The organism is Streptomyces sp. NPDC020192 (assembly GCF_044388685.1).
GTDB lineage: Bacteria > Actinomycetota > Actinomycetes > Streptomycetales > Streptomycetaceae > Streptomyces.
In genome coordinates, this window is the sequence record NZ_JBIRXG010000020.1 from 79,871 (window position 1) to 97,614 (window position 17,744).

Genomic DNA, 17,744 nt, shown 5'->3' on the forward strand with positions numbered 1-17,744 from the left:
ACCCGCAGTGAACAACCGAAGGGGACACCACCCGTGACGCGCATCGCCATCAACGGATTCGGCCGCATCGGACGCAACGTGCTGCGCGCGCTGCTGGAACGCGACAGCACACTCGAGGTCGTCGCCGTCAACGACCTCACGGAACCCACCGCCCTGGCACGGCTCCTCGCCTACGACAGCACGTCCGGCCGGCTCGGCCGACCGGTGGCCGCCGACGGGGACGACCTCGTCGTGGACGGCCGCCGTATCAAGGTGCTCGCCGAGCGCGAACCGGCGAACCTGCCGTGGGCCGACCTCGGCGTGGACATCGTGCTGGAGTCGACCGGCCGCTTCACCTCGGCCAAGGCCGCGCGCGCCCACCTCGACGCGGGCGCCAGGAAGGTGCTCGTCAGCGCACCGTCGGACGGCGCCGACGTCACGCTCGCCTACGGGGTCAACACCGACGCCTACGACCCGGCCCTGCACACCATCGTGTCGAACGCCTCGTGCACCACCAACGCGCTCGCGCCGCTCGCCGCCGTGCTGGACCAACTCGCCGGCATCGAGCACGGGTTCATGACGACCGTGCACGCCTACACCCAGGAGCAGAACCTCCAGGACGGCCCGCACCGCGACGCCCGCCGCGCCCGCGCCGCCGCGGTGAACATCGTGCCGACCACGACGGGCGCCGCCAAGGCGATCGGCCTCGTGCTGCCGAACCTCGACGGCAAGCTGTCCGGCGACTCCATCCGCGTACCCGTCCCGGTGGGTTCGATCGTGGAACTCAACACCACCGTCAGCCGCGACGTGACCCGCGACGACGTACTGGAGGCCTACCGCACCGCGGCACAGGGCCCGCTGGCCGGCATCCTCGAGTACTCCGACGACCCGCTCGTCTCGTCCGACATCACCGGCAACCCGGCGTCCTCGATCTTCGACTCGGCCCTCACCCGCGTCGACGGCCGGCACATCAAGGTCGTCGCCTGGTACGACAACGAGTGGGGCTTCTCGAACCGCGTGATCGACACCCTCGAACTCCTCGCCGCCCGCTGACCGAAGGCGACAACGGGCTCAGCCCGCCAGCAGCATCGCGGCCTCGACCACGCCGAGGAGCCCCAGGTACGCCCAGGCGTGGGCGCGGTCGGGGATGCGCGGCGGGCGCCGGCGCAGCACCGCGATGACGGGCAGGGCACCGAGGAGCAGCGCCGCCGCGGCCCGCAGGTCGACCAGGCCGACGAGGTGCGGGTGCGTTCCCGCGGCGGCGATGCCCGAACCGCCGTACAGGGCAAGCGCGGTGGCCGGGAGCGCGATGGCGAGGGTGAGCGGGTTGGCCAGCGCGGTCGCCACCCGCATCGGATGTCCCGCCCGGCGCAGCGCGGGCACGGTCATGACGCTGCCGCCGACACCGAGAAAGGCGGCCACCGCGCCGATCGGTGCCCCGAGGACGGCCGGCAGGGGACGCGGCGCCCCGCCGGCCGCCTCCGACTGCCCGCGCGGACGCAGGAAACCGGGCCGTAGCAGCAGATCGGCGATGGTGAGGGCGACGTACGCGACGAACCCCCAGCGGGTCTGCCCCGCCGGGGCGAGCCGCGTGGCCAGCGCACCGCCTGCCGCGCCGGCCGCCAGCAGGACGAGCAGCACCCCACTGCCCCGCAGCGCCGACAGGACCCGGCGCGGAGTGACGGCCGTGGCGAACCCCGCGCTCACCAGCATGACCAGCGCCGAGGTGGCCGTGGCCACCCGTATCGCGTCCGCGCCCAGGGCGGCGTTCGCCCATACGACGACCGGGACCGCGACGAACCCGCCGCCGAACCCGAACAACACAGTCGTGACTCCGGTGAGGAGCCCGATGCCGAGAAGTGCCATGACGTTCACGGCACCCACCCCACCAGCCGGGACAGGTGTCCCGCATGCGATGGTCAGCACCATTCCTTCGAGACTCGGCCATAGGGTGAGCCGGGTGAAGAACGTCTCCCTGGCCGACTACGACCACGTCGACCGGGCCGTGCTGCCCATCGGCACCGACTACGCGCCCGGCCATGTGCTCGACTGGCACGAGCACCGGCGCGCCCAGTTCCTCTACGGCGCCACCGGCGTCATGGTCGTCGACACCCCCGAGGGCACCTGGACCGTGCCGCCCGAGCGGGCCGTCCTGATCCCGGCCACCACCCGGCACCGGGTCCGCATGGTGGGGGTGAGCACCCGGAGCCTGTACATCGAGGCGGACGCCGTGCCCTGGTGGCCGGCCACCTGTACGGTCGTGGACGTACCGCCGCTGTTGCGCGAACTGCTCCTGGCCGCCGTGGAGTTCGAGGCCGACTACCGCCTCTCCGGCCGCGAGGGATGCGTCGTCGCCCTCCTGCTGCACGAGATCGCCGCGCGCGCGCCGCTCCCGTTCCACGTGGCGATCCCCACCGCCCGCGACCTCGCGGAGATCTGCCGCGCCTACCTGGCGGCTCCGGACGCAGGCGTCACCAATGCCGACTGGGCCGCGCGGACAGCCATGAGCGAGCGGGCCTTCACCCGCCGCTTCCGCGCCGAGACCGGCGAGAGCCCGGCGGTCTGGCGGACCCGGGCGCGCCTGCTCACCGCCGTACCGCTGCTGCGTACGGCATCGGTCACCGAGGTCTCCGGCCGCCTCGGCTACGCCTCACCGGCCGCGCTGACAGCGGCCTTCACCCGCGCCTTCGGCATGCCACCGTCCCGCTTCGCCACGAGCCACGGCACCGGCGGGCCCTCCTCCGACCGCCCGGCCTGAGCGCCGTATCGGCCGGAGAAGGGCGGGGGCCCCTCGGCCTGGGAGCAGGCGGCGTCCGGGGTTGACGACCCAGGAGGGGTACATGGCGTCGGGGTCGGATCCGGGCGTACCGGCTGACCACCATCAGCCAGGGGGCGCGGGAACAGGCCCGGTACGGTGCCGGCGGCACCACGGCCAGACCTGCCTGACGAGCCCGCCGCCGTACCGGGCGCGTCACCGTGCGCCGGTTCCAGCGAGGCCTCGTCCTGCCCACCGGCGTGCCTGGTTCGGCGTTCCTGGCCCTGTCGGCGACCGCGTCCGCGCTCGGGGTCCCCGTCGTGGCCTTCGCCCTTCTGCTGGGCTGAGTGGCGAGGCCGCCCTCGTAGCGGAGGAGCCCGAGGGTACGGCCGTGGCGAACTCCGGTCATGTGGCGGCGGAGCCGGATTCAGGCCTCTCGGTGCGGACCGACTGACCTCTCCCGCAGCCCCGACCGCCTCGGTGCCCCGGGTCGTCGTCAGGACGCCTTGCGCCGCCGGCGGATCGGTTCGCCCACCCGGTGCAGATGGGTGAGAGCCTCGCGGTAGGACCGGATGAGTCCGGTCTCGTGGTACGGCACTCCGATCTCGGCGCAGTACTGGCGGACGATGACCTGGGCCCGGCGCAGATGGGGCGTGGGCATGCTCGGGAACAGGTGGTGCTCGATCTGGTAGTTGAGCCCGCCGAGCAGCACGTCGGTGAGCAGACCGCCGCGTACGTTACGGGAGGTGAGCACCTGGCGGCGCAGGAAGTCGGGCCGCTCGTCACCGGTGAACGTGGGCATGCCCTTGTGGTTCGGCGCGAAGGTGCAGCCGAGGTAGACACCGAAGAGACACTGGTGGACAGCGAGGAACGCCACCGCCTTGCCGGGGGAGAGCACCAGGAACAGCGCGGACACATAGGCCGCGATGTGCAGGAAGAGCAGGGAACCCTCCAGCAGCCGCTTCTTCATCGAGGGTGAGCGCAGTGCCCGGACACTGGAGACATGCAGGTTGAACCCCTCGAGCGTCAGCAGCGGGAAGAACAGCAACGCCTGGTGGCCGCCGATCAGCCGGGCCACTCCTCGGCTGTTGCGGGCCTGCTCGGTCGACCACACCAATATGTCCGGGGCGACATCGGGGTCGAGTTCCTCGTGGTTGGGGTTGGCGTGGTGGCGGGTGTGCTTGTTCATCCACCAGCCGTAGCTCATACCTATGCCCAGATTGCCGAAGAGCCGGCCCCAGATCTCACTTCGCCGGGCACTGCCGAAGACCTGACGGTGGGCCAAGTCATGGGAGACCAGAGCCACTTGGCCGAACATCAGCGCCAGGAACGCGGCCACCGCCAGCTGCCACCAGGTGTCGCCGAGCGCGACGAAGGTCCCCCAGCCCGCCGCCAGCAGCGCGATCACCAGACCGAGCCGTGCCGTGTAGTAACCGCGGCGCCGCTCCAGCAGGCCCGCGTCGGCGATACGACGGGACAGCCGGGCGAAGTCGCTGCCGGCTCCGGAGCCGGACGTACGGGAGCGGGCGGCGGGTGTTGCGGCCGCGATGGAGGTGTCGGTGGAAATCGTCATGCTGACGAGTCTCGGTGCGACGGCCCGGCCGAAACAGCCTGCCAGTCACCGGACCGAACCGGGTGCTTTCCCTACGCCGCCCAGGGTGTTGTCACCACTACGAAGCTCAGTGCGGCTTGACCAGCCCCGCCTCGTACGCGGTGATCACCAGCTGCACCCGGTCCCGGGCGCCCAGTTTGGTGAACAGGCGGGAGACATGGGACTTGGCGGTGGCGACCGTGATGAAGAGGTCCTCCGCGATCTCGGTGTTCGAGCGGCCGCGTCCGACCAGGGTCAGCACTTCGCGTTCCCGCTCGGTGATGCCGTCGAGGGCCCGCGCGGGGCGCTCCGGGGCGGCCGTGGGGCGGTCGGCGAAGTCCGCGATCAGACGGCGGGTCACACCCGGCGCGATCAGGGCGTCCCCGGCGGCGACGACACGGATCGCGGCGAGGATGTCGTCCAGCGCCATGTCCTTGACGACGAACCCGCTGGCGCCGGCCCGCAGCGCGCCGTACACATGGTCGTCCTCGTCGAAGGTGGTCAGGATGAGGACGCGGGCCGTGGCCGGGCCGGCCGTGATGCGGCGGGTGGCCTCGATGCCGTCCGTGCCGGGCATCCTGATGTCCATCACCACGACGTCGGGGTCGACCTCCTCGACCAGCCGGACGGCCTCGTCACCGGTCGCGGCCTCGCCGACGACCTGGAGGTCCGGGTGATCGGCCATGAGGACGCGCAGTCCGGAGCGCACCAGCGGCTGGTCGTCGGCGAGTACGACCCGGATGCTCATCGGGCCTCGGCCCCGGCTGCGAGGGCCTCCGGCAGTGGCAACCGCGCCATCACCCGGAAGCCGCCCTCGGGACGCGGCCCGGCACTGAGCCGGCCCCGCAGCAGACCCGCCCGCTCCCGCATCCCGATGAGGCCGAAGCCATGGCCCGGGGCCGGCTCGGTGGCGCCCCGCCCGTCGTCGACGACCTCCACCGTCAGCTCCTCGTCCCCGTAGTCGACGGCCACCCGGCAGTGCCCGGTGCCCGCGTGGCGGACCACGTTGGTCAGCGCCTCCTGCACGATACGGTAGGCGGCCAGATCGAGGTCGGCCGGCACGGTCCGCTGGTCCCCGCTGACGCGCACCTCGACCCGCACTCCCGCGTCGGCGGTCGTCGCCGCCAGCCGTTCGAGGTCCGCGAGGCCCGGCGCGGGCGCGAGCGAGTCCCGCTCTCCGGCCGTCTTGCCGGGGTCGGCCTGACGCAGTGCCACCAGCGTGCGCCGTAGCCCGGACAGGGTCTGTCTGCTCGTCGTCTCGATGGCCCGCAGCGCCGCGCGCGCCTCCTCCGGCTGGGTGTCGATGACCCGGCCGGCCACCCCGGCCTGGATGGTGACGATGCCGATGCTGTGGGCGATCATGTCGTGCAACTCCCGTGCGATCCGCAGCCGTTCGGCCGTGACGGCCTCCGCCACCTCCTGGGCGCGCAGCGCCACCGCGTGCTCACGGCGCTCGCGGAGCAGCAGCCCGACCATGCAGGCCGCGGCCAGCGCCAGAAGCCCGATCATGCCGTTGAGGACCAGGTAGTCCCCGTGGGAGAAGGCGGCGATCACCAGCAGTTGCACGGTGGATGCCAGAGCCACGGCGCCCAGGGAGACCCGCCGCGTCCGGGTGGCCACGATGTACCCCAGGACGAGGTCCACCGCGAGGAACGACAGGAACGGAGCTTGATACGGCAACGTCAGCGCCGTGGTGGTGGGGCGGTGCGGGATGACCACCACGGCGGTGGCCACGACCAGTGTCAGCGCGAGAGCGGCGAGCGGCCGGCGCCGCACCACACCGGCCAGCACACTCAGCGCGAGCAGCGACCCGGCGGCGTGCAGGACGCCCGCGGCCCGGGGTGCGCCCGTCAGCAGGACCAGCACCAGGAGGACGTACAGCACGCCGCACGCCCAGTCGGTGACCGTCGTTCTCCTCATCACCGGCGTGTCCTTCCGAGTGAGGTCGCCGAGTGGGGCGGTCGGTGTGGTGATCATGGCGTGAGAGTAGCCAGCCGCCCGGCGTGCGGCATCGGCCCGGGGATGTACACCCGCGGGCGAACCAGGCGGCCCGCATTGCCATCCGCGGCCCCATGCCCGGACGGGGGGCCGCCCGGCACGGTGGTCCCGTGATCGAAGTCAGCGAACTCACCAAGCGGTACGGCGGCAGGACGGCCGTCGACCATCTGTCCTTCACCGTGCGGCCGGGCCAGGTCACCGGCTTCCTCGGCCCCAACGGAGCCGGCAAGACGACCACCTTGCGGATGATCCTCGGTCTGGACACCCCCACGGGCGGCACCGCCACCGTCAGCAAGGTCCCTTTCCACGGCCACCGGCGCGGACTGCGGCATGTGGGCGCCCTCCTGGACGCCAACCACGTCCACGGCGGACGCACCGCGACGGCCCATCTGTCCGCCCTGGCCCGCAGCAACGGCATCCCGCAGCGCCGGGTGCGGGAGGTGCTCGAGGAGGTCGGGCTGGCCGACGCGGCCCGGCGCCGTATCGGCGGCTTCTCGCTCGGCATGAAGCAGCGGCTCGGCATCGCCACCGCCCTGCTCGGCGACCCGCCCGTGCTGCTGTTCGACGAGCCGATCAACGGCATGGATCCGGAAGGCGTGCTGTGGGTACGACTTCTGTTCCGGCGCCTGGCCGCCGAGGGCCGTACCGTCTTCCTCTCCAGCCACCTGATGTCGGAGATGGAGAACACCGCCGACCAGCTCGTCGTCATCGGCCGGGGCCGGCTGATCGCTGCCGAGTCGCTGGCCGACTTCGCGGCGCGCGGCACGCGGCTGCACGTGGTCGCCGGTAGTCCGCGAGCCGGCGAGCTGGCGGCTGTACTCACCGCGGCCGGCGGGTCGGTCGAGCCGCAGGCCGGGGCCGACACCGGAAGAATCGTCGTCGCCGGGCTGCCCGCGGACCGGATCGGAGCGCTCGCCCTGGAGCACCGGATCCAGCTGACCGAGCTGACCACACAGACCGCCTCACTGGAAGAGGCGTTCATGGAACTGACCGCCGACAGCGTCGAATACCTGGCAGGACAACGCCGATGAATACCCTCACCTCCGTTCCCACGCCCCGGGCCGCCGTCGAACCCCCCGCCCGCTTCGGTGACTTGATCGCTTCGGAGTGGATCAAGCTGCGGTCCCTGCGCTCGACCTGGTGGACGATCGCCCTCGGCGCCCTCTTCGCCATCGGATCCGCTGCGGTGGCCGGGCTGGCGGACTATCGCAACCTGGCGGGCTCCGCCACACACGGGCAACAGCCGCCGGACTTCCTGCCGTTCGACGCCTTTCCGCCGTCCGGCTACATGACGTTGATGCTCGTCGCCGGCAGCGCCGGCGCCATCAGCGTCGTGAGCGAGTACAGCAGCGGCCTGATCCGCACCACCACCGTGGCTGTTCCCGCCCGCGGCTCGGTCGTGCTGGCCAAGGCAACCGTCACCGCCGCGCTGTGGACGGCCGTCGGTACGGCGGTCTCCTTCGCCTCCTTCTTCGTCGTGCAGGCCATCCTGAACGGCCGGCACGCCGGAGTCGGGCTCACCCACCCCGGAGTGCCGCGCGCCCTCGTGGCATCCGTCCTGGTGACCCCCATCTGCGCCCTGATCGGCCTGGGGCTGGGCGTGCTGATCCGGCACAGTGCAGCGACCATCGCCGTCTGCGCCTTCACACTGCTGATGCTGCCCACGGTCTTCTCGGCGAGGAGGCGGTGGTCCGCAGACATCCAGCACGCCATGGTCCTCACCGCCTGGCGGCGCCTGATCCAGAACTGGCAACCGCAGCCCGGCTCCCTCATGCTGAGCGCCACCGTGCCCGGTTCATGGGTCGTGTACGCGCTGTGGCCGCTGATCGCGGTGGCACTCGCCGTGCTGGTCGTCCGGCGCCGGGACGTCTGAGCTCTGCGCGGCCGGCGCGGACACCCGAGCCCTACGTCCGGGGTGTGCCGTCCCAGCGCCAGGTCGTCAGGCGCGGGCGGCCGGGCAGTTCACCGCGTCCGGTCGCCCACAACAGGGTGCGCCAGGGATCCATGGAGTCGGGGGCGTCGGGAAAGAGCCTGGTGAGCACCCGTGCGCACAGATCGGCGGGCGGGCGCCAGGCCAGCCGGAGTCCCTGGGCCAGATCGTAGGTGTGCACCAGGGTCTCCACGATCCCCATCGCGGCGAAGCCCTCGGGGTCGGAGATGCCGAAGACGTGGTGGGCGCGGGTCTGCGCAGGCGTCGTACGCACCATGGCGACCAGCAGCGCGCCGCTCGCCTCCAGCACCTGCAACAGGCCCGCCGGACCGGCCTCACGGTTCACATGGACGACGTTCGCCGGGCCGCCCGGCCGGCGCCTCGCCCACACGAAGGGCACCTCTCCGTCCAACGGTGGTGTCCTGGGGCCCAGTTGAGCGGCGTAGGAGAACAGGTCGTCGCTGAGATGCTCGGCGGTCTCCCAGCAGTCCCACTCCAGCGAACCGGCCGTGCCGTCCCACCCGTCCGGGGGCGCCTCCCGGAGGACCGTCACAGCGAGTCGTACGGCGAGGTCGAGATCGTCCGCGGTGACGGAGGACGGGGAGAAGCCGGTCTTCGCTGATCGGGACATGACGGGACGGTACCGCGCCGGGACCGGGCCACGCCCACGCTTTTGATCACGAGACCGTCGCCTGTGCCGGGCTGCCGCCTCCGGCCCGGTGCCTGCCGTCCGCAGGACCGGGCCGTCGGTCCGTCCTCACGTCCGTCGTCCGCCGAACTGCCAGTCGTGGACCTCGATCTCGGCGTACGGGCCCGCGGACAGGACAGCTCGTGCCGTGTCCGGGTCCGGCGCTCTGACCAGGGCCGCCGTGCCCAGCCAGGCCGTGCCGTCGTCGGACAGCAGTGGCCCGTACGCGATCAGTTCGTCCCGGTCGGTCGGCGCGGGCGGCTCGGCGGTGTGCTCCGAGCCGAGGCCCAGCACCAGATACCGGTTGCCGCCGGTCCGGCCGCCGGGGAAGTCCCACATGGTGCGGCCCAGCACATTGCGCCAGCGGCGCAGCAGCACGTCCCGGTACACACCCGCCTGGTAGCCGGGCTCGTCGAAGGCGAACGCGCGAGCGGCGGCCGGATCCGGCAGATCGAGGATGTGCACGCTGCCGGTGGGCGTCTCGCCGTCGCCGGAGCCGGAGAAGGTCGGGCCGCGGGCGATCATCTCCTTCGCGTACCGGTCCATGTAGGACCAGTGCTCCTCCAGCAACTCCCTGCGCAGCGGCGAGGAGCCGGGCCGGTCACGGTGGTAGCAGAAGAACTCCATGCCCTCAGACCCTTCCGCATCGCGGGGCGGCGGTTCAACCGGCTTTCGCCGGTGGTCAGCACGGGCTCGCGGCGTAACGGCGGGCGTAGTGGCGGGAGTCGATGTCGGGATTGCGCAAGGTCCCCCAGAAGCGGTCGTCCGGCATCGGTGGAACGGGCGGGTCGCCGAGGTCGGTGAGGAGTTCCGTCCGCCAGTCGGCGCTCAGCCGGCTGCGTGTGGTCGCGATCTTGCTCACCGCCCGGTGCGGAGACGCGGACCATACCGTCTCGGCCATCCGCTCCGCGGCCCATCTGCGCAGGGCGTCCCGGTGGGCGTCCGCCTGCGCGAGCACCGAGCGCAGCCGCAGGCCGAGGGGGCCGGTCGGGTCGGGTGGCAGAGGCTCGCCCCGCTCCAGCGCGTCCAGCGCCGCACTGGTCTCGGGGTACTTGGCCAGCCCGGTCTCGGTGGCCAGCCTGCGCAGCTGTCTGCGCGCCGCCTCGGCCACGCGCTCGCGCGGCAGCACGGCGACCAGCGCGCCGAGTTCCTCCAGACCGAGCAGGTAGCCCACCGGGAGCGGATCCGTGCGACGTCCCGGCAGGTCGAGCGGCGGAAGCGGCTCCTCAGGCCCGGGAAGGGGGTCGTCGGCACTGCCGCGGTCCGGCCCGGGCGGCACGGCGAGGGACTCCCATATGAGCCGCCCGTTGAACGCCACCGCTCCGGCACCCGTGCCGCACTCCAGCCGATCCGCCACCCCGGCGAGGTAGGCGCCCAGCGAGTCGGCGTGACCGAAGTCGGTGCCGGTCTCGTCGAAGAAGCGGCCGATCGCGCCGTAGGAGTCCCGTCCCGGGCGGCAGTCGACGGTGAGCCCGTCGGCGGTGACCCCGTACGAACCGATCTTGAGATAGCCGTGGTGCCAGTAGGCCGCGGCCTCCTCCTCATCGAGGCCGTCATCGAGGCCGTCATCGAGGCCGTCATCGAGGCCGTCATCGAGGCCGGCGGCGAGCTCGCGCAGGCCGGCGGTCATGCCGGCGATCTCCCGCAGACCGAGCAGCCGGTCGTGTGTCGGGAACCGGAACGCCTCCGGGCCGGCCGGGGCCCCGTCGTGCCGGCGCAGTGACGCGCGCAGGTCCGGAGGGAAGGCGAGGCCCAGCTCGGCCTCGGCCGCCCGTATGTCCTCGTCCGTCGCGGGGGCGCCCAGCGAGGCGAGCGTCCGAGGGGCGTGCCGCTCCAGCCAACTGTCGATGCGGTCCCATGAGTTCTCGACCAGCCCGGTGTTCATACGACCGACAGTAGAGGCAGGCACTGACATCAACGGGCCTGCGGTCGCCTTCCCACCGTGAGCCGGTACACGCCGGACGACCGCGCAGCGACGTCCTAGTGATTCTGGGTGATCTCTTACCCGCGCTTACCGGCGTCTTCACAGTCGTGGCCGCCGGGGTGCGTACGGTTGCCGATGTGGGCGGCCGTCGGCTGTGTCGGCCCGCCACCAGGTATGTTGCGCCAGGTGTGTCCCACCCGGTGTTGTCGATCGGTTGAGGAGGAGCGGACGGATGACTGCCGGTCGTCGCGCGGTGCTCGCTGCCATGGCGGGAGGCCTGCTCGCCGGTTGCGCGGGCCACAACAGGGGCACTGACGACTCCGCCTCGTCCTCCGGCTCGCCGCACACCGGCCCGGCGCCGGCCCCGCAGGGCTCCGGCGCCACCCCCTCGACGACGACGGCCGCGACCCGACCCACCGTCACCCGCGCCCAGATCGTGGCCCGCTACGGGCACAGCGCGCCGCACACGTGGGGCTTCGACGCCCCCGGAGTGGTGCACTCCCTGCCGAACGCGAAGAACGAGATCGCGCTGACCTTCGACGCCTGCGGCGGCCCGGGCGGCAGCGGCTTCGACCGCGCGCTGATCGACTTCCTCCGCACCCGGCACATCCCGGCGACGCTGTTCCTCAACTCCCGCTGGATCGACGCCAACCCGGCCGAGTTCCACCGTCTGGCCGCCGAGCCGCAGTTCGAGATCGCCAACCACGGCACCCGGCACCGCCCGTTGTCGGTCACCGGCCGCTCCGCGTACGGCATCCCCGGCACCCGCAGCGCCGGTGAGGTGTACGACGAGATCGCCGGGAACCGGGCCAAGCTGACCGGGTTGCTGGGCGCCCCGCCCCGCTACTTCCGGTCCGGCACCGCGTACTGCGACGACGTGGCGGCACGCATCGTCCAGGACCTCGGGGAACGCTTCGTCAGCTTCTCCGTCAACGGCGACGGCGGCGCCACCTTCACCCACGAGCAGGTCCACGAGACCGTCGCGGCCGCGCCGGGCGGTTCCATCGTCATCTGCCACATGAACCACCCCGGCGGCGGCACGGCCCAGGGCATCGCGAGCGCCGTACCGCATCTGCTGGCCACCGGCCACCGTTTCGTCCGCCTGTCGGACGCTCTCCACGGCTGAGCAGGCCACGGAATCGTAAATCCGCACCTCAGCACTCGTCACCGCGCCCCCGCAGGATCACAATGTCTCCCAAGGCGGACCGGGCACGGGAGGCGTCATGAGCACTTCAGCAGAGCCGAGGGTGTCAGGCCTCGAGATCCGTTCCATCGACTACGTCCCCCTGGACGAGCGGCACGGCAAGCTCTGGCATCTGGGCCCGCTGTGGTTCATGTCCAACGCCCAGATAGCCACCCTCGCCGTGGGGCTGATCAGCATCACCGAGGGCGGCAACCTGATCTGGTCGCTGCTGGCCATCGTCGCCGGCACCGTCATCGGCACGTTCTTCATGGCCTTCCACTCGGCACAGGGCCCGCAGCTGGGCCTGCCGCAGATGATCCAGTCACGCCCCCAGTTCGGCTACGTCGGCGCCCTGCTCGTCTGGCTCTTCGCCTATGTGCAGTACGCGGGGTTCAACGTCTTCAACAGCATCCTCGCCGCCGACTCCCTGCACACCACGCTGCACGGCAGTGTGAAGCTGTGGGTCGTCGTGGTCACCGTGATCGCGCTCGTCATCGCCCTGGTCGGCTACGACATCATCCACAAGGCCGAGCGGATCCTGACGTACACCTTCCTGGTGATCTTCGGGATCTTCACCGTGGGCGTCCTCGTCACCCTGCACTACCCGGCAGGCTCCTTCGACCTCGGCGCCTTCAAGTGGACGCCGTTCCTGGCGCAGTTCGGCGTGGTCGCCGGCTACCAGATCAGCTGGGCCATCTACGTCTCCGACTACTCGCGCTACCTCCCGCCGGACGTCACGGTCCGCAAGACCTTCTACTGGACGTACTTCGGCTCCGCGCTCGGCGGCATCTGGCTGATGGTGCTCGGAGCGCTGCTGGCCGCCTGGGCGGGCAAGGACTTCGACACGATCAAGTCGATCAACTCCGCGGGCGACAAGGTGTTCAACGGCTTCGGCGCGATCGTCCTGCTCTTCGCCGCGCTGGGCCTGGTGTCCGTCACCGCCCTGAACATGTACGGCGGTTCGCTGACCCTGATCAGCGGCATCGACTCGTTCAAACGCGTACGGCCGACGCTGGGCGTGCGCCTCGTGACCATCGGTCTGACCGCGGCCCTCTCCCTGGTCGGCGCCCTGGCCGCGACCGCCAACTTCCTCGAGAACTTCAACAACTTCCTGCTGCTCGTCCTCTACCTCTTCATCCCGTGGACCGCCGTGAACCTCATGGACTACTACGTCGTCCGCCGCGGCCACTACGCCATCGCCGAGATCTTCAACCCCCGTGGTATCTACGGCCGTTGGGGCTGGCACGGCATCATCGCCTACGCGGTCGGCTTCGCCGCCATGATCCCGTTCTTCTCCGTGGGCACCCTGTATGTCGGCCCCGCCGCGAAGGCCCTGGACGGCGCCGACATCTCCCTGTTCATCGGCCTGCCGGTCTCCGCGCTGCTGTACTGGTGGCTGACCCGTTCCATCGACGTGGCGGCCGAGACGCGCGTCGCCCAGGCGGAGGCGGCGGCACTGGAACAGGCGGCCCACGAACACCGCGAGCCCTGACCGGCACATCGGCGGGTGTCGCCGGACAGCGATGCCCGTCAGCACGTAGGCAGCGAGCCGCCGTCGTCCTGGTCACGGTGGCCGCCACCGCCCTGCCCACGACGAGTCCCGAACCCGTGGTGTGCCAGATCCGCCGCCGGCAGCGGCTTGGAATACCCCCTGCCTGTGCGAACCGGCCGCGTAACTCCTCAGGCATCCCTCGTCGCCCTTCGTAGCCGGCAGCCGCGCATTCACCTGGCCGGAACATGCCTAACAAATACGACAAATGGGTACCTTCCGTAAAGGTGGACAGCTGCTCGAAGGGATGCCGGTCATGAACGAGGACATGAGGAGCCCGCGCCCGGAGCAGCCACCAGCGGAAACCCCGCGCCCGGCGGTGCGGGGCGACCCGGCCCCGCTGGGCCTGGCCGGCTTCGCCTTCACCACCCTGCTGCTCTCGATCGCCAACACCAACCTGCTGAAGGAGCCCGGCGCGATCGTGCCGATCCTGGGACTGGCCCTGTTCTACGGCGGCCTCGCGCAGTTCGCCGCCGGCCTGTTCGAGTTCCGCCGTGGCAACACGTTCGGCGCGACGGCGTTCGTCTCGTACGGCGCTTTCTGGCTGTCCTACTGGTGGATCGCGCCGCGCCTGGCCCTCGCCGGTGACGTGCACAACGCGCTCGGCCTGTTCCTGCTCGGGTGGGGCATCTTCACCGCCTACATGGCCGTCGCCGCGCTCCGGGTCAGTCTCGCCGTGCTGATGGTGTTCGTCCTGCTCGCACCGACCTTCGTCTTCCTGGCCATCGGAGCGTTCCAGACCGGGGCGGAGCCGCACGCCATGACCCAGGTGGGCGGGTGGTTCGGTATCGCCACGGGGCTCGTCGCCTGGTACGCGTCGGCGGCGACCGTCATCAACGACACACACGGCCGTACGGTCCTGCCCGTGGGCCCGCGCCAGTCCGGCCCGGCCCCGGCGCGCGTGTCGAGCGTCCCGCCCGAGGCATGACTGACCGGAGGCCACCTCGGCGCGGCATGCTCGCGACGGCGGGCGGCCCGGTTCCCGCCGGGAGGGCTTCGCCCGCCACAATCCTCATCATGAACGACGACATGGATGACGCCGAGAGCCGGCTGGCCAGGATCGAGCGGTTGCTGGAGAGCGGGGAGCGCGAGCTCGTCCCCGCCTGGCGCCGGGCGACCCGTGGTGAGCCGCGCTGGACGGTGACGGCCGTGATCCTCGCGGCCGTCGCCCTGCAGCTGACCCTGCCGCACCGGCTCACCCTCCTCCACCCGGCGTGGGCCATGCCCGCGCTGGAGCTGGCCCTGCTGGCCGGCCTGGTCGCCGCCAACCCCCGCCGGGTGGAGCCCCGTACGCGATGGCTGAGAGGGCTGGGCCTGACGTTGATCTGTGTCATCAGCCTGGCCAACGGCTGGTCGGCGGTCCGGCTCGTCCGGGACCTGGTGAACGGCACCGGCGGCGATCAAGCGGTGCCGCTGCTGCTCACCGGCGGCGTCATCTGGGTCACGAACGTCATCGTGTTCGCCCTGTGGTACTGGGAATGGGACCGGGGCGGCCCGATGGCCCGGGTCCAGGGGCGGCACCAGTACGCCGACTTCCTCTTCGTACAGATGCAGAATCCGGAACTCGCGCCACCGGACTGGGAACCGGAGTTCCAGGACTATCTGTACCTGTCCTTCACCAACGCCACCGCGTTCAGCCCGACCGACGTCATGCCGCTGTCCCGCTGGGCGAAGACACTGATGATGCTGCAGTCGTCGGTGTCCCTGGTGACCGTGGTCCTCGTGGTCGCCCGCGCCGTCAACATCCTGAAGTAGGACGCGAACCTGCCCGGTCGGTCGGTCGAGATGGGCGTACTCGAACAGGGCCCAGCCTTGCTGCGGTCGGCGACGCGGCAGATTCGTAGGGCCTACGTAAGCACGGCCACCGCCGGTGTGCGCACCGGCGCCCTCTGAGCACCGAGTGTGCCCCGGTCAGTCGGCCTGGGGGCGTACGCCGGCGACGGCCGGGCTGTCCATGTAGTCCCGGACCCGGGTGAGCAGTCCGTCACGGACGTGGAGGATCAGGAGCCCGGGGACAGTGAAAGCGGCTTCCCGGTCCGGCAGCGTGCCGACCACGACGTGCTCGGCGACGAGCACGTCCGGATCGGCGGTCTCGTACGCCGCCACCTGCCTGATCTCCGCCACCTGGGCGGGGCTGGCGCCCCAGGCCGCCCGGTATCCGGCGCGTACGGCCTCGCGCCCCTCGAAGCGCGGGGGAAAGCCGGGGGCGGTGAACGGGAACTCGTGCACCCCGTCCACGGCGTACAGGTCGGCGAGGTCGTCCGCGGACTTGTCGAGCATGGCCTGGTAGTAGCGGGCGAGTATGGCACGGGTCGTGCGGACAGCGGGCGTCTCCAGGTCCGGCACAGGGATCACCTCATTCGCTCAACGCTTGTTGACCCACTCACCGTAAGGCCCGGGCGGAAGTTCGGTCAACGGTTGTAGAGTGAATCGGTGTCCACGTCTCACCAGCCCCGGCCCCACCAGTCCCGTGCCGACCGCCGCCGAGCCACCGAGGCGCGCATCCTCGAGTGCGCCCGGGAGCTGTTCGCCGAGAAGGGATTCGATCGCACCACCATCCGCGCCGTGGCGAGCGCGGCGGGCGTCGACCCGGCGCTGGTGATGCAGTACTTCGGCTCCAAGCGCGAGCTGTTCACCCAGGCCGTCCAGGCGATCCCTGCGGTGCCGACGGCCACCCACGCCGAGGCGCTCGTCGACGAACTGCTGGCCACCCTCGGCCTCAAGCTCGGCGGTCTACCCGAGGGCGCGCTGGCGATGATGCGCTCCATGCTCACCGACCCGGCGGCGGCCGATCAGGTCCGTGCCACCCTGGGCCGGCAGATCGACGGCATCGCCGCGGCCATGCCCGCGACGGAGGATCCCGAGCTGCGCGCCGCACTGGTCGTCACGACCTTGCTGGGCATCACCATCGGCCACCAGCTCCTCGGCCTGGCCCCACTGCGCGACACGCCGGCCGATCGCGTCGCGGACATCCTCCGGCCCGCCATCAAGGCCCTGACGGGACCGGCGGACTGACGCTGCCGACGCGCTGCACGCGGAACCGGCCGGTCACTTGGGCGGCAGACTCGCGGCGAACGCCCGGCCCTCCTCGATCCATCCGGCCAGTTCGGTGTCCTCCGTGACGGCGTCGCCCGCGACCACGACCCAGCCGCGCATCGGACGGCCGGTCATGTCGAAGAGCCGCGCCCCCGGCCGGGCGAGTGCCGCGTCGGTGGCGTCCGGGCCGACACGGACCATGAGGTCGTCGCCGGTCACGCCAACGGCCATGTTGCCGTGGTGCAGGAAGGCGATGCCGCCGAACATCCGCTTCTCGGTGATGCCGGGATCCCCGCCGAGCCGCTCGCGGATCCGTTCGGCGAGCCCTTCGTCGTACGCCATCGAACGCCTCCGTACGGTCATGGCCCTGCTGCATCCAGGATGACCGTGATCGACGGCTGACGCCCGCCCGGAGTGCGGCCCGGGACGGCGTGGTGCCGGTCAGTGCTCGATCGTGGCGAGGATGAGCGCCTGGAGCTGCTCCGCCGTGTGGTCCAAGGGCTGGGTGCTGCGTTTGGCGCGGCACATGGCCACGGTTCCCTCGACGGCCGCGACGGTGAGCGTCGCGAGCCGCTCCGCCTGCTCGGGCTCGGCGCCGTGCTCGCGCAGGGAGCCGGCCAGCAGGTTCTCCCAGACGGTGAAGACGTCGGCGGCGGCCAGCAGGGCCGCGGGTGTCTCGTCGCCGAGGGGTTCCTCGATGGAGACGGCGAGGACCGGGCAGCCGGCCCGGAAGTCGCTGTCCACGACGATCTTGCGCCACAGGCCGAGGAAGGCCCGCAGCCCGGCGACCGGCCCCGCCTCCAACTCCCTGCGCAGGACACGGGCGACCCACTCGCCCGTGTACCGGACGGCCTCGGTGGCCAACTGCTGCTTGCCGTCGGGGAAGTAGTGGTACGTCGAGCCGAGCGGCGCCCGAGCGTGCTTGGCCATCTCGCGGATGCTGGTCGCGTTCAGACCGCGCCGACTGATCATGTCGGCCGCGCCGGCCACGATCCGCTCGCGTGGCGTCGGGGTGGGCTTGCTCACGTACAGGATCCCTTCTGACCCACTGGCTATAACGACCGTCATAGTCTAGCCTGACCCAGGCCTATAACGACTGTCATAGACCTGT

Annotated in this window: 20 protein-coding genes; 10 read left to right on the forward strand and 10 right to left on the reverse strand. The window is 71.4% G+C overall.

Features of this window, described 5'->3' with window-relative positions:
* Window positions 1-33 precede the first annotated feature (33 nt).
* Complete coding sequence (gene gap / locus ACH47Z_RS32505) at window positions 34-1,032, forward strand: type I glyceraldehyde-3-phosphate dehydrogenase (protein ID WP_399080127.1); 999 nt, start codon at window positions 34-36, stop codon at window positions 1,030-1,032.
* 18 nt (window positions 1,033-1,050) lie between these two features.
* On the opposite strand, the gene ACH47Z_RS32510 is transcribed toward gap, so the two are convergent.
* The gene (locus tag ACH47Z_RS32510) at window positions 1,051-1,845 is read right to left on the reverse strand and encodes a TSUP family transporter (RefSeq protein ID WP_399080130.1); all 795 of its coding nucleotides are present in this window, start codon (window positions 1,843-1,845) and stop codon (window positions 1,051-1,053) included.
* Window positions 1,846-1,939: 94 nt separating this feature from the next.
* Here ACH47Z_RS32510 and ACH47Z_RS32515 point away from each other — a divergent pair, with 94 nt between their 5' ends.
* Together ACH47Z_RS32515 and ACH47Z_RS32520 are read left to right on the forward strand one after the other, a co-directional pair.
* The gene (locus ACH47Z_RS32515) at window positions 1,940-2,737 is read left to right on the forward strand and encodes an AraC family transcriptional regulator (protein WP_399080132.1); all 798 of its coding nucleotides are present in this window, start codon (window positions 1,940-1,942) and stop codon (window positions 2,735-2,737) included.
* A 218-nt stretch (window positions 2,738-2,955) separates the two neighbouring features.
* Window positions 2,956-3,081: a hypothetical protein gene (locus tag ACH47Z_RS32520; protein ID WP_399080134.1), complete on the forward strand. Its 126-nt coding sequence runs from the start codon at window positions 2,956-2,958 to the stop codon at window positions 3,079-3,081.
* Between the two features lie 149 nt (window positions 3,082-3,230).
* Here the strand turns inward: ACH47Z_RS32520 and ACH47Z_RS32525 are convergent, their stop codons facing one another.
* The 3 genes from ACH47Z_RS32525 to ACH47Z_RS32535 form a co-directional block, all read right to left on the reverse strand.
* Complete coding sequence (locus tag ACH47Z_RS32525; protein WP_399080136.1) at window positions 3,231-4,307, reverse strand: fatty acid desaturase family protein; 1,077 nt, start codon at window positions 4,305-4,307, stop codon at window positions 3,231-3,233.
* Between the two features lie 106 nt (window positions 4,308-4,413).
* Complete coding sequence (locus tag ACH47Z_RS32530; RefSeq protein WP_399080138.1) at window positions 4,414-5,073, reverse strand: response regulator; 660 nt, start codon at window positions 5,071-5,073, stop codon at window positions 4,414-4,416.
* On the reverse strand, window positions 5,070-6,302 hold the full coding sequence (locus ACH47Z_RS32535) for a sensor histidine kinase (protein WP_399080140.1): 1,233 nt from the start codon (window positions 6,300-6,302) through the stop codon (window positions 5,070-5,072). Before ACH47Z_RS32535 ends, ACH47Z_RS32530 begins: the two co-directional genes overlap by 4 nt.
* Window positions 6,303-6,433: 131 nt before the next feature.
* Here ACH47Z_RS32535 and ACH47Z_RS32540 point away from each other — a divergent pair, with 131 nt between their 5' ends.
* Complete coding sequence (locus tag ACH47Z_RS32540; RefSeq protein WP_399080142.1) at window positions 6,434-7,354, forward strand: ABC transporter ATP-binding protein; 921 nt, start codon at window positions 6,434-6,436, stop codon at window positions 7,352-7,354.
* Window positions 7,351-8,196: an ABC transporter permease gene (locus tag ACH47Z_RS32545; RefSeq protein ID WP_399080144.1), complete on the forward strand. Its 846-nt coding sequence runs from the start codon at window positions 7,351-7,353 to the stop codon at window positions 8,194-8,196. Before ACH47Z_RS32540 ends, ACH47Z_RS32545 begins: the two co-directional genes overlap by 4 nt.
* Window positions 8,197-8,227: 31 nt before the next feature.
* Here the strand turns inward: ACH47Z_RS32545 and ACH47Z_RS32550 are convergent, their stop codons facing one another.
* The 3 genes from ACH47Z_RS32550 to ACH47Z_RS32560 all read right to left on the reverse strand — a co-directional run bounded on the left by ACH47Z_RS32550 (window position 8,228) and on the right by ACH47Z_RS32560 (window position 10,826).
* Window positions 8,228-8,884 (reverse strand): hypothetical protein, encoded by a 657-nt coding sequence (locus ACH47Z_RS32550; RefSeq protein ID WP_399080146.1) that lies wholly within the window; start codon window positions 8,882-8,884, stop codon window positions 8,228-8,230.
* A 126-nt stretch (window positions 8,885-9,010) separates the two neighbouring features.
* Window positions 9,011-9,568 carry a YciI family protein gene (locus ACH47Z_RS32555; RefSeq protein ID WP_399080148.1) on the reverse strand — a complete coding sequence of 186 codons (558 nt, stop codon included), beginning with the start codon at window positions 9,566-9,568 and terminating at the stop codon, window positions 9,011-9,013.
* Between the two features lie 55 nt (window positions 9,569-9,623).
* Window positions 9,624-10,826 carry an SMI1/KNR4 family protein gene (locus tag ACH47Z_RS32560; protein WP_399080150.1) on the reverse strand — a complete coding sequence of 401 codons (1,203 nt, stop codon included), beginning with the start codon at window positions 10,824-10,826 and terminating at the stop codon, window positions 9,624-9,626.
* A gap of 271 nt (window positions 10,827-11,097) precedes the next feature.
* Here ACH47Z_RS32560 and ACH47Z_RS32565 point away from each other — a divergent pair, with 271 nt between their 5' ends.
* From ACH47Z_RS32565 to ACH47Z_RS32580, 4 genes are all read left to right on the forward strand, one after another.
* The gene (locus ACH47Z_RS32565) at window positions 11,098-11,991 is read left to right on the forward strand and encodes a polysaccharide deacetylase family protein (RefSeq protein WP_399080152.1); all 894 of its coding nucleotides are present in this window, start codon (window positions 11,098-11,100) and stop codon (window positions 11,989-11,991) included.
* 97 nt (window positions 11,992-12,088) lie between these two features.
* Entirely contained in the window at window positions 12,089-13,540 is a 1,452-nt protein-coding gene (locus ACH47Z_RS32570; protein ID WP_399080155.1) for a purine-cytosine permease family protein, read from the forward strand.
* Between the two features lie 313 nt (window positions 13,541-13,853).
* On the forward strand, window positions 13,854-14,525 hold the full coding sequence (locus tag ACH47Z_RS32575; protein WP_399080157.1) for an acetate uptake transporter: 672 nt from the start codon (window positions 13,854-13,856) through the stop codon (window positions 14,523-14,525).
* Window positions 14,526-14,614: 89 nt separating this feature from the next.
* Window positions 14,615-15,352, forward strand: a complete 738-nt coding sequence (locus ACH47Z_RS32580) for a hypothetical protein (protein ID WP_399080159.1) — start codon at window positions 14,615-14,617, stop codon at window positions 15,350-15,352.
* Window positions 15,353-15,508: 156 nt separating this feature from the next.
* Here the strand turns inward: ACH47Z_RS32580 and ACH47Z_RS32585 are convergent, their stop codons facing one another.
* Window positions 15,509-15,943 (reverse strand): nuclear transport factor 2 family protein, encoded by a 435-nt coding sequence (locus ACH47Z_RS32585; protein ID WP_399080160.1) that lies wholly within the window; start codon window positions 15,941-15,943, stop codon window positions 15,509-15,511.
* Between the two features lie 87 nt (window positions 15,944-16,030).
* Here ACH47Z_RS32585 and ACH47Z_RS32590 point away from each other — a divergent pair, with 87 nt between their 5' ends.
* Window positions 16,031-16,612 carry a TetR/AcrR family transcriptional regulator gene (locus ACH47Z_RS32590; protein WP_399080162.1) on the forward strand — a complete coding sequence of 194 codons (582 nt, stop codon included), beginning with the start codon at window positions 16,031-16,033 and terminating at the stop codon, window positions 16,610-16,612.
* 33 nt (window positions 16,613-16,645) lie between these two features.
* Here ACH47Z_RS32590 and ACH47Z_RS32595 read toward each other — a convergent pair whose 3' ends face one another.
* Entirely contained in the window at window positions 16,646-16,975 is a 330-nt protein-coding gene (locus tag ACH47Z_RS32595; protein ID WP_399080164.1) for a TfoX/Sxy family protein, read from the reverse strand.
* 99 nt (window positions 16,976-17,074) lie between these two features.
* Window positions 17,075-17,659, reverse strand: a complete 585-nt coding sequence (locus ACH47Z_RS32600; protein WP_399080166.1) for a TetR/AcrR family transcriptional regulator — start codon at window positions 17,657-17,659, stop codon at window positions 17,075-17,077.
* Window positions 17,660-17,744 lie beyond the last annotated feature (85 nt).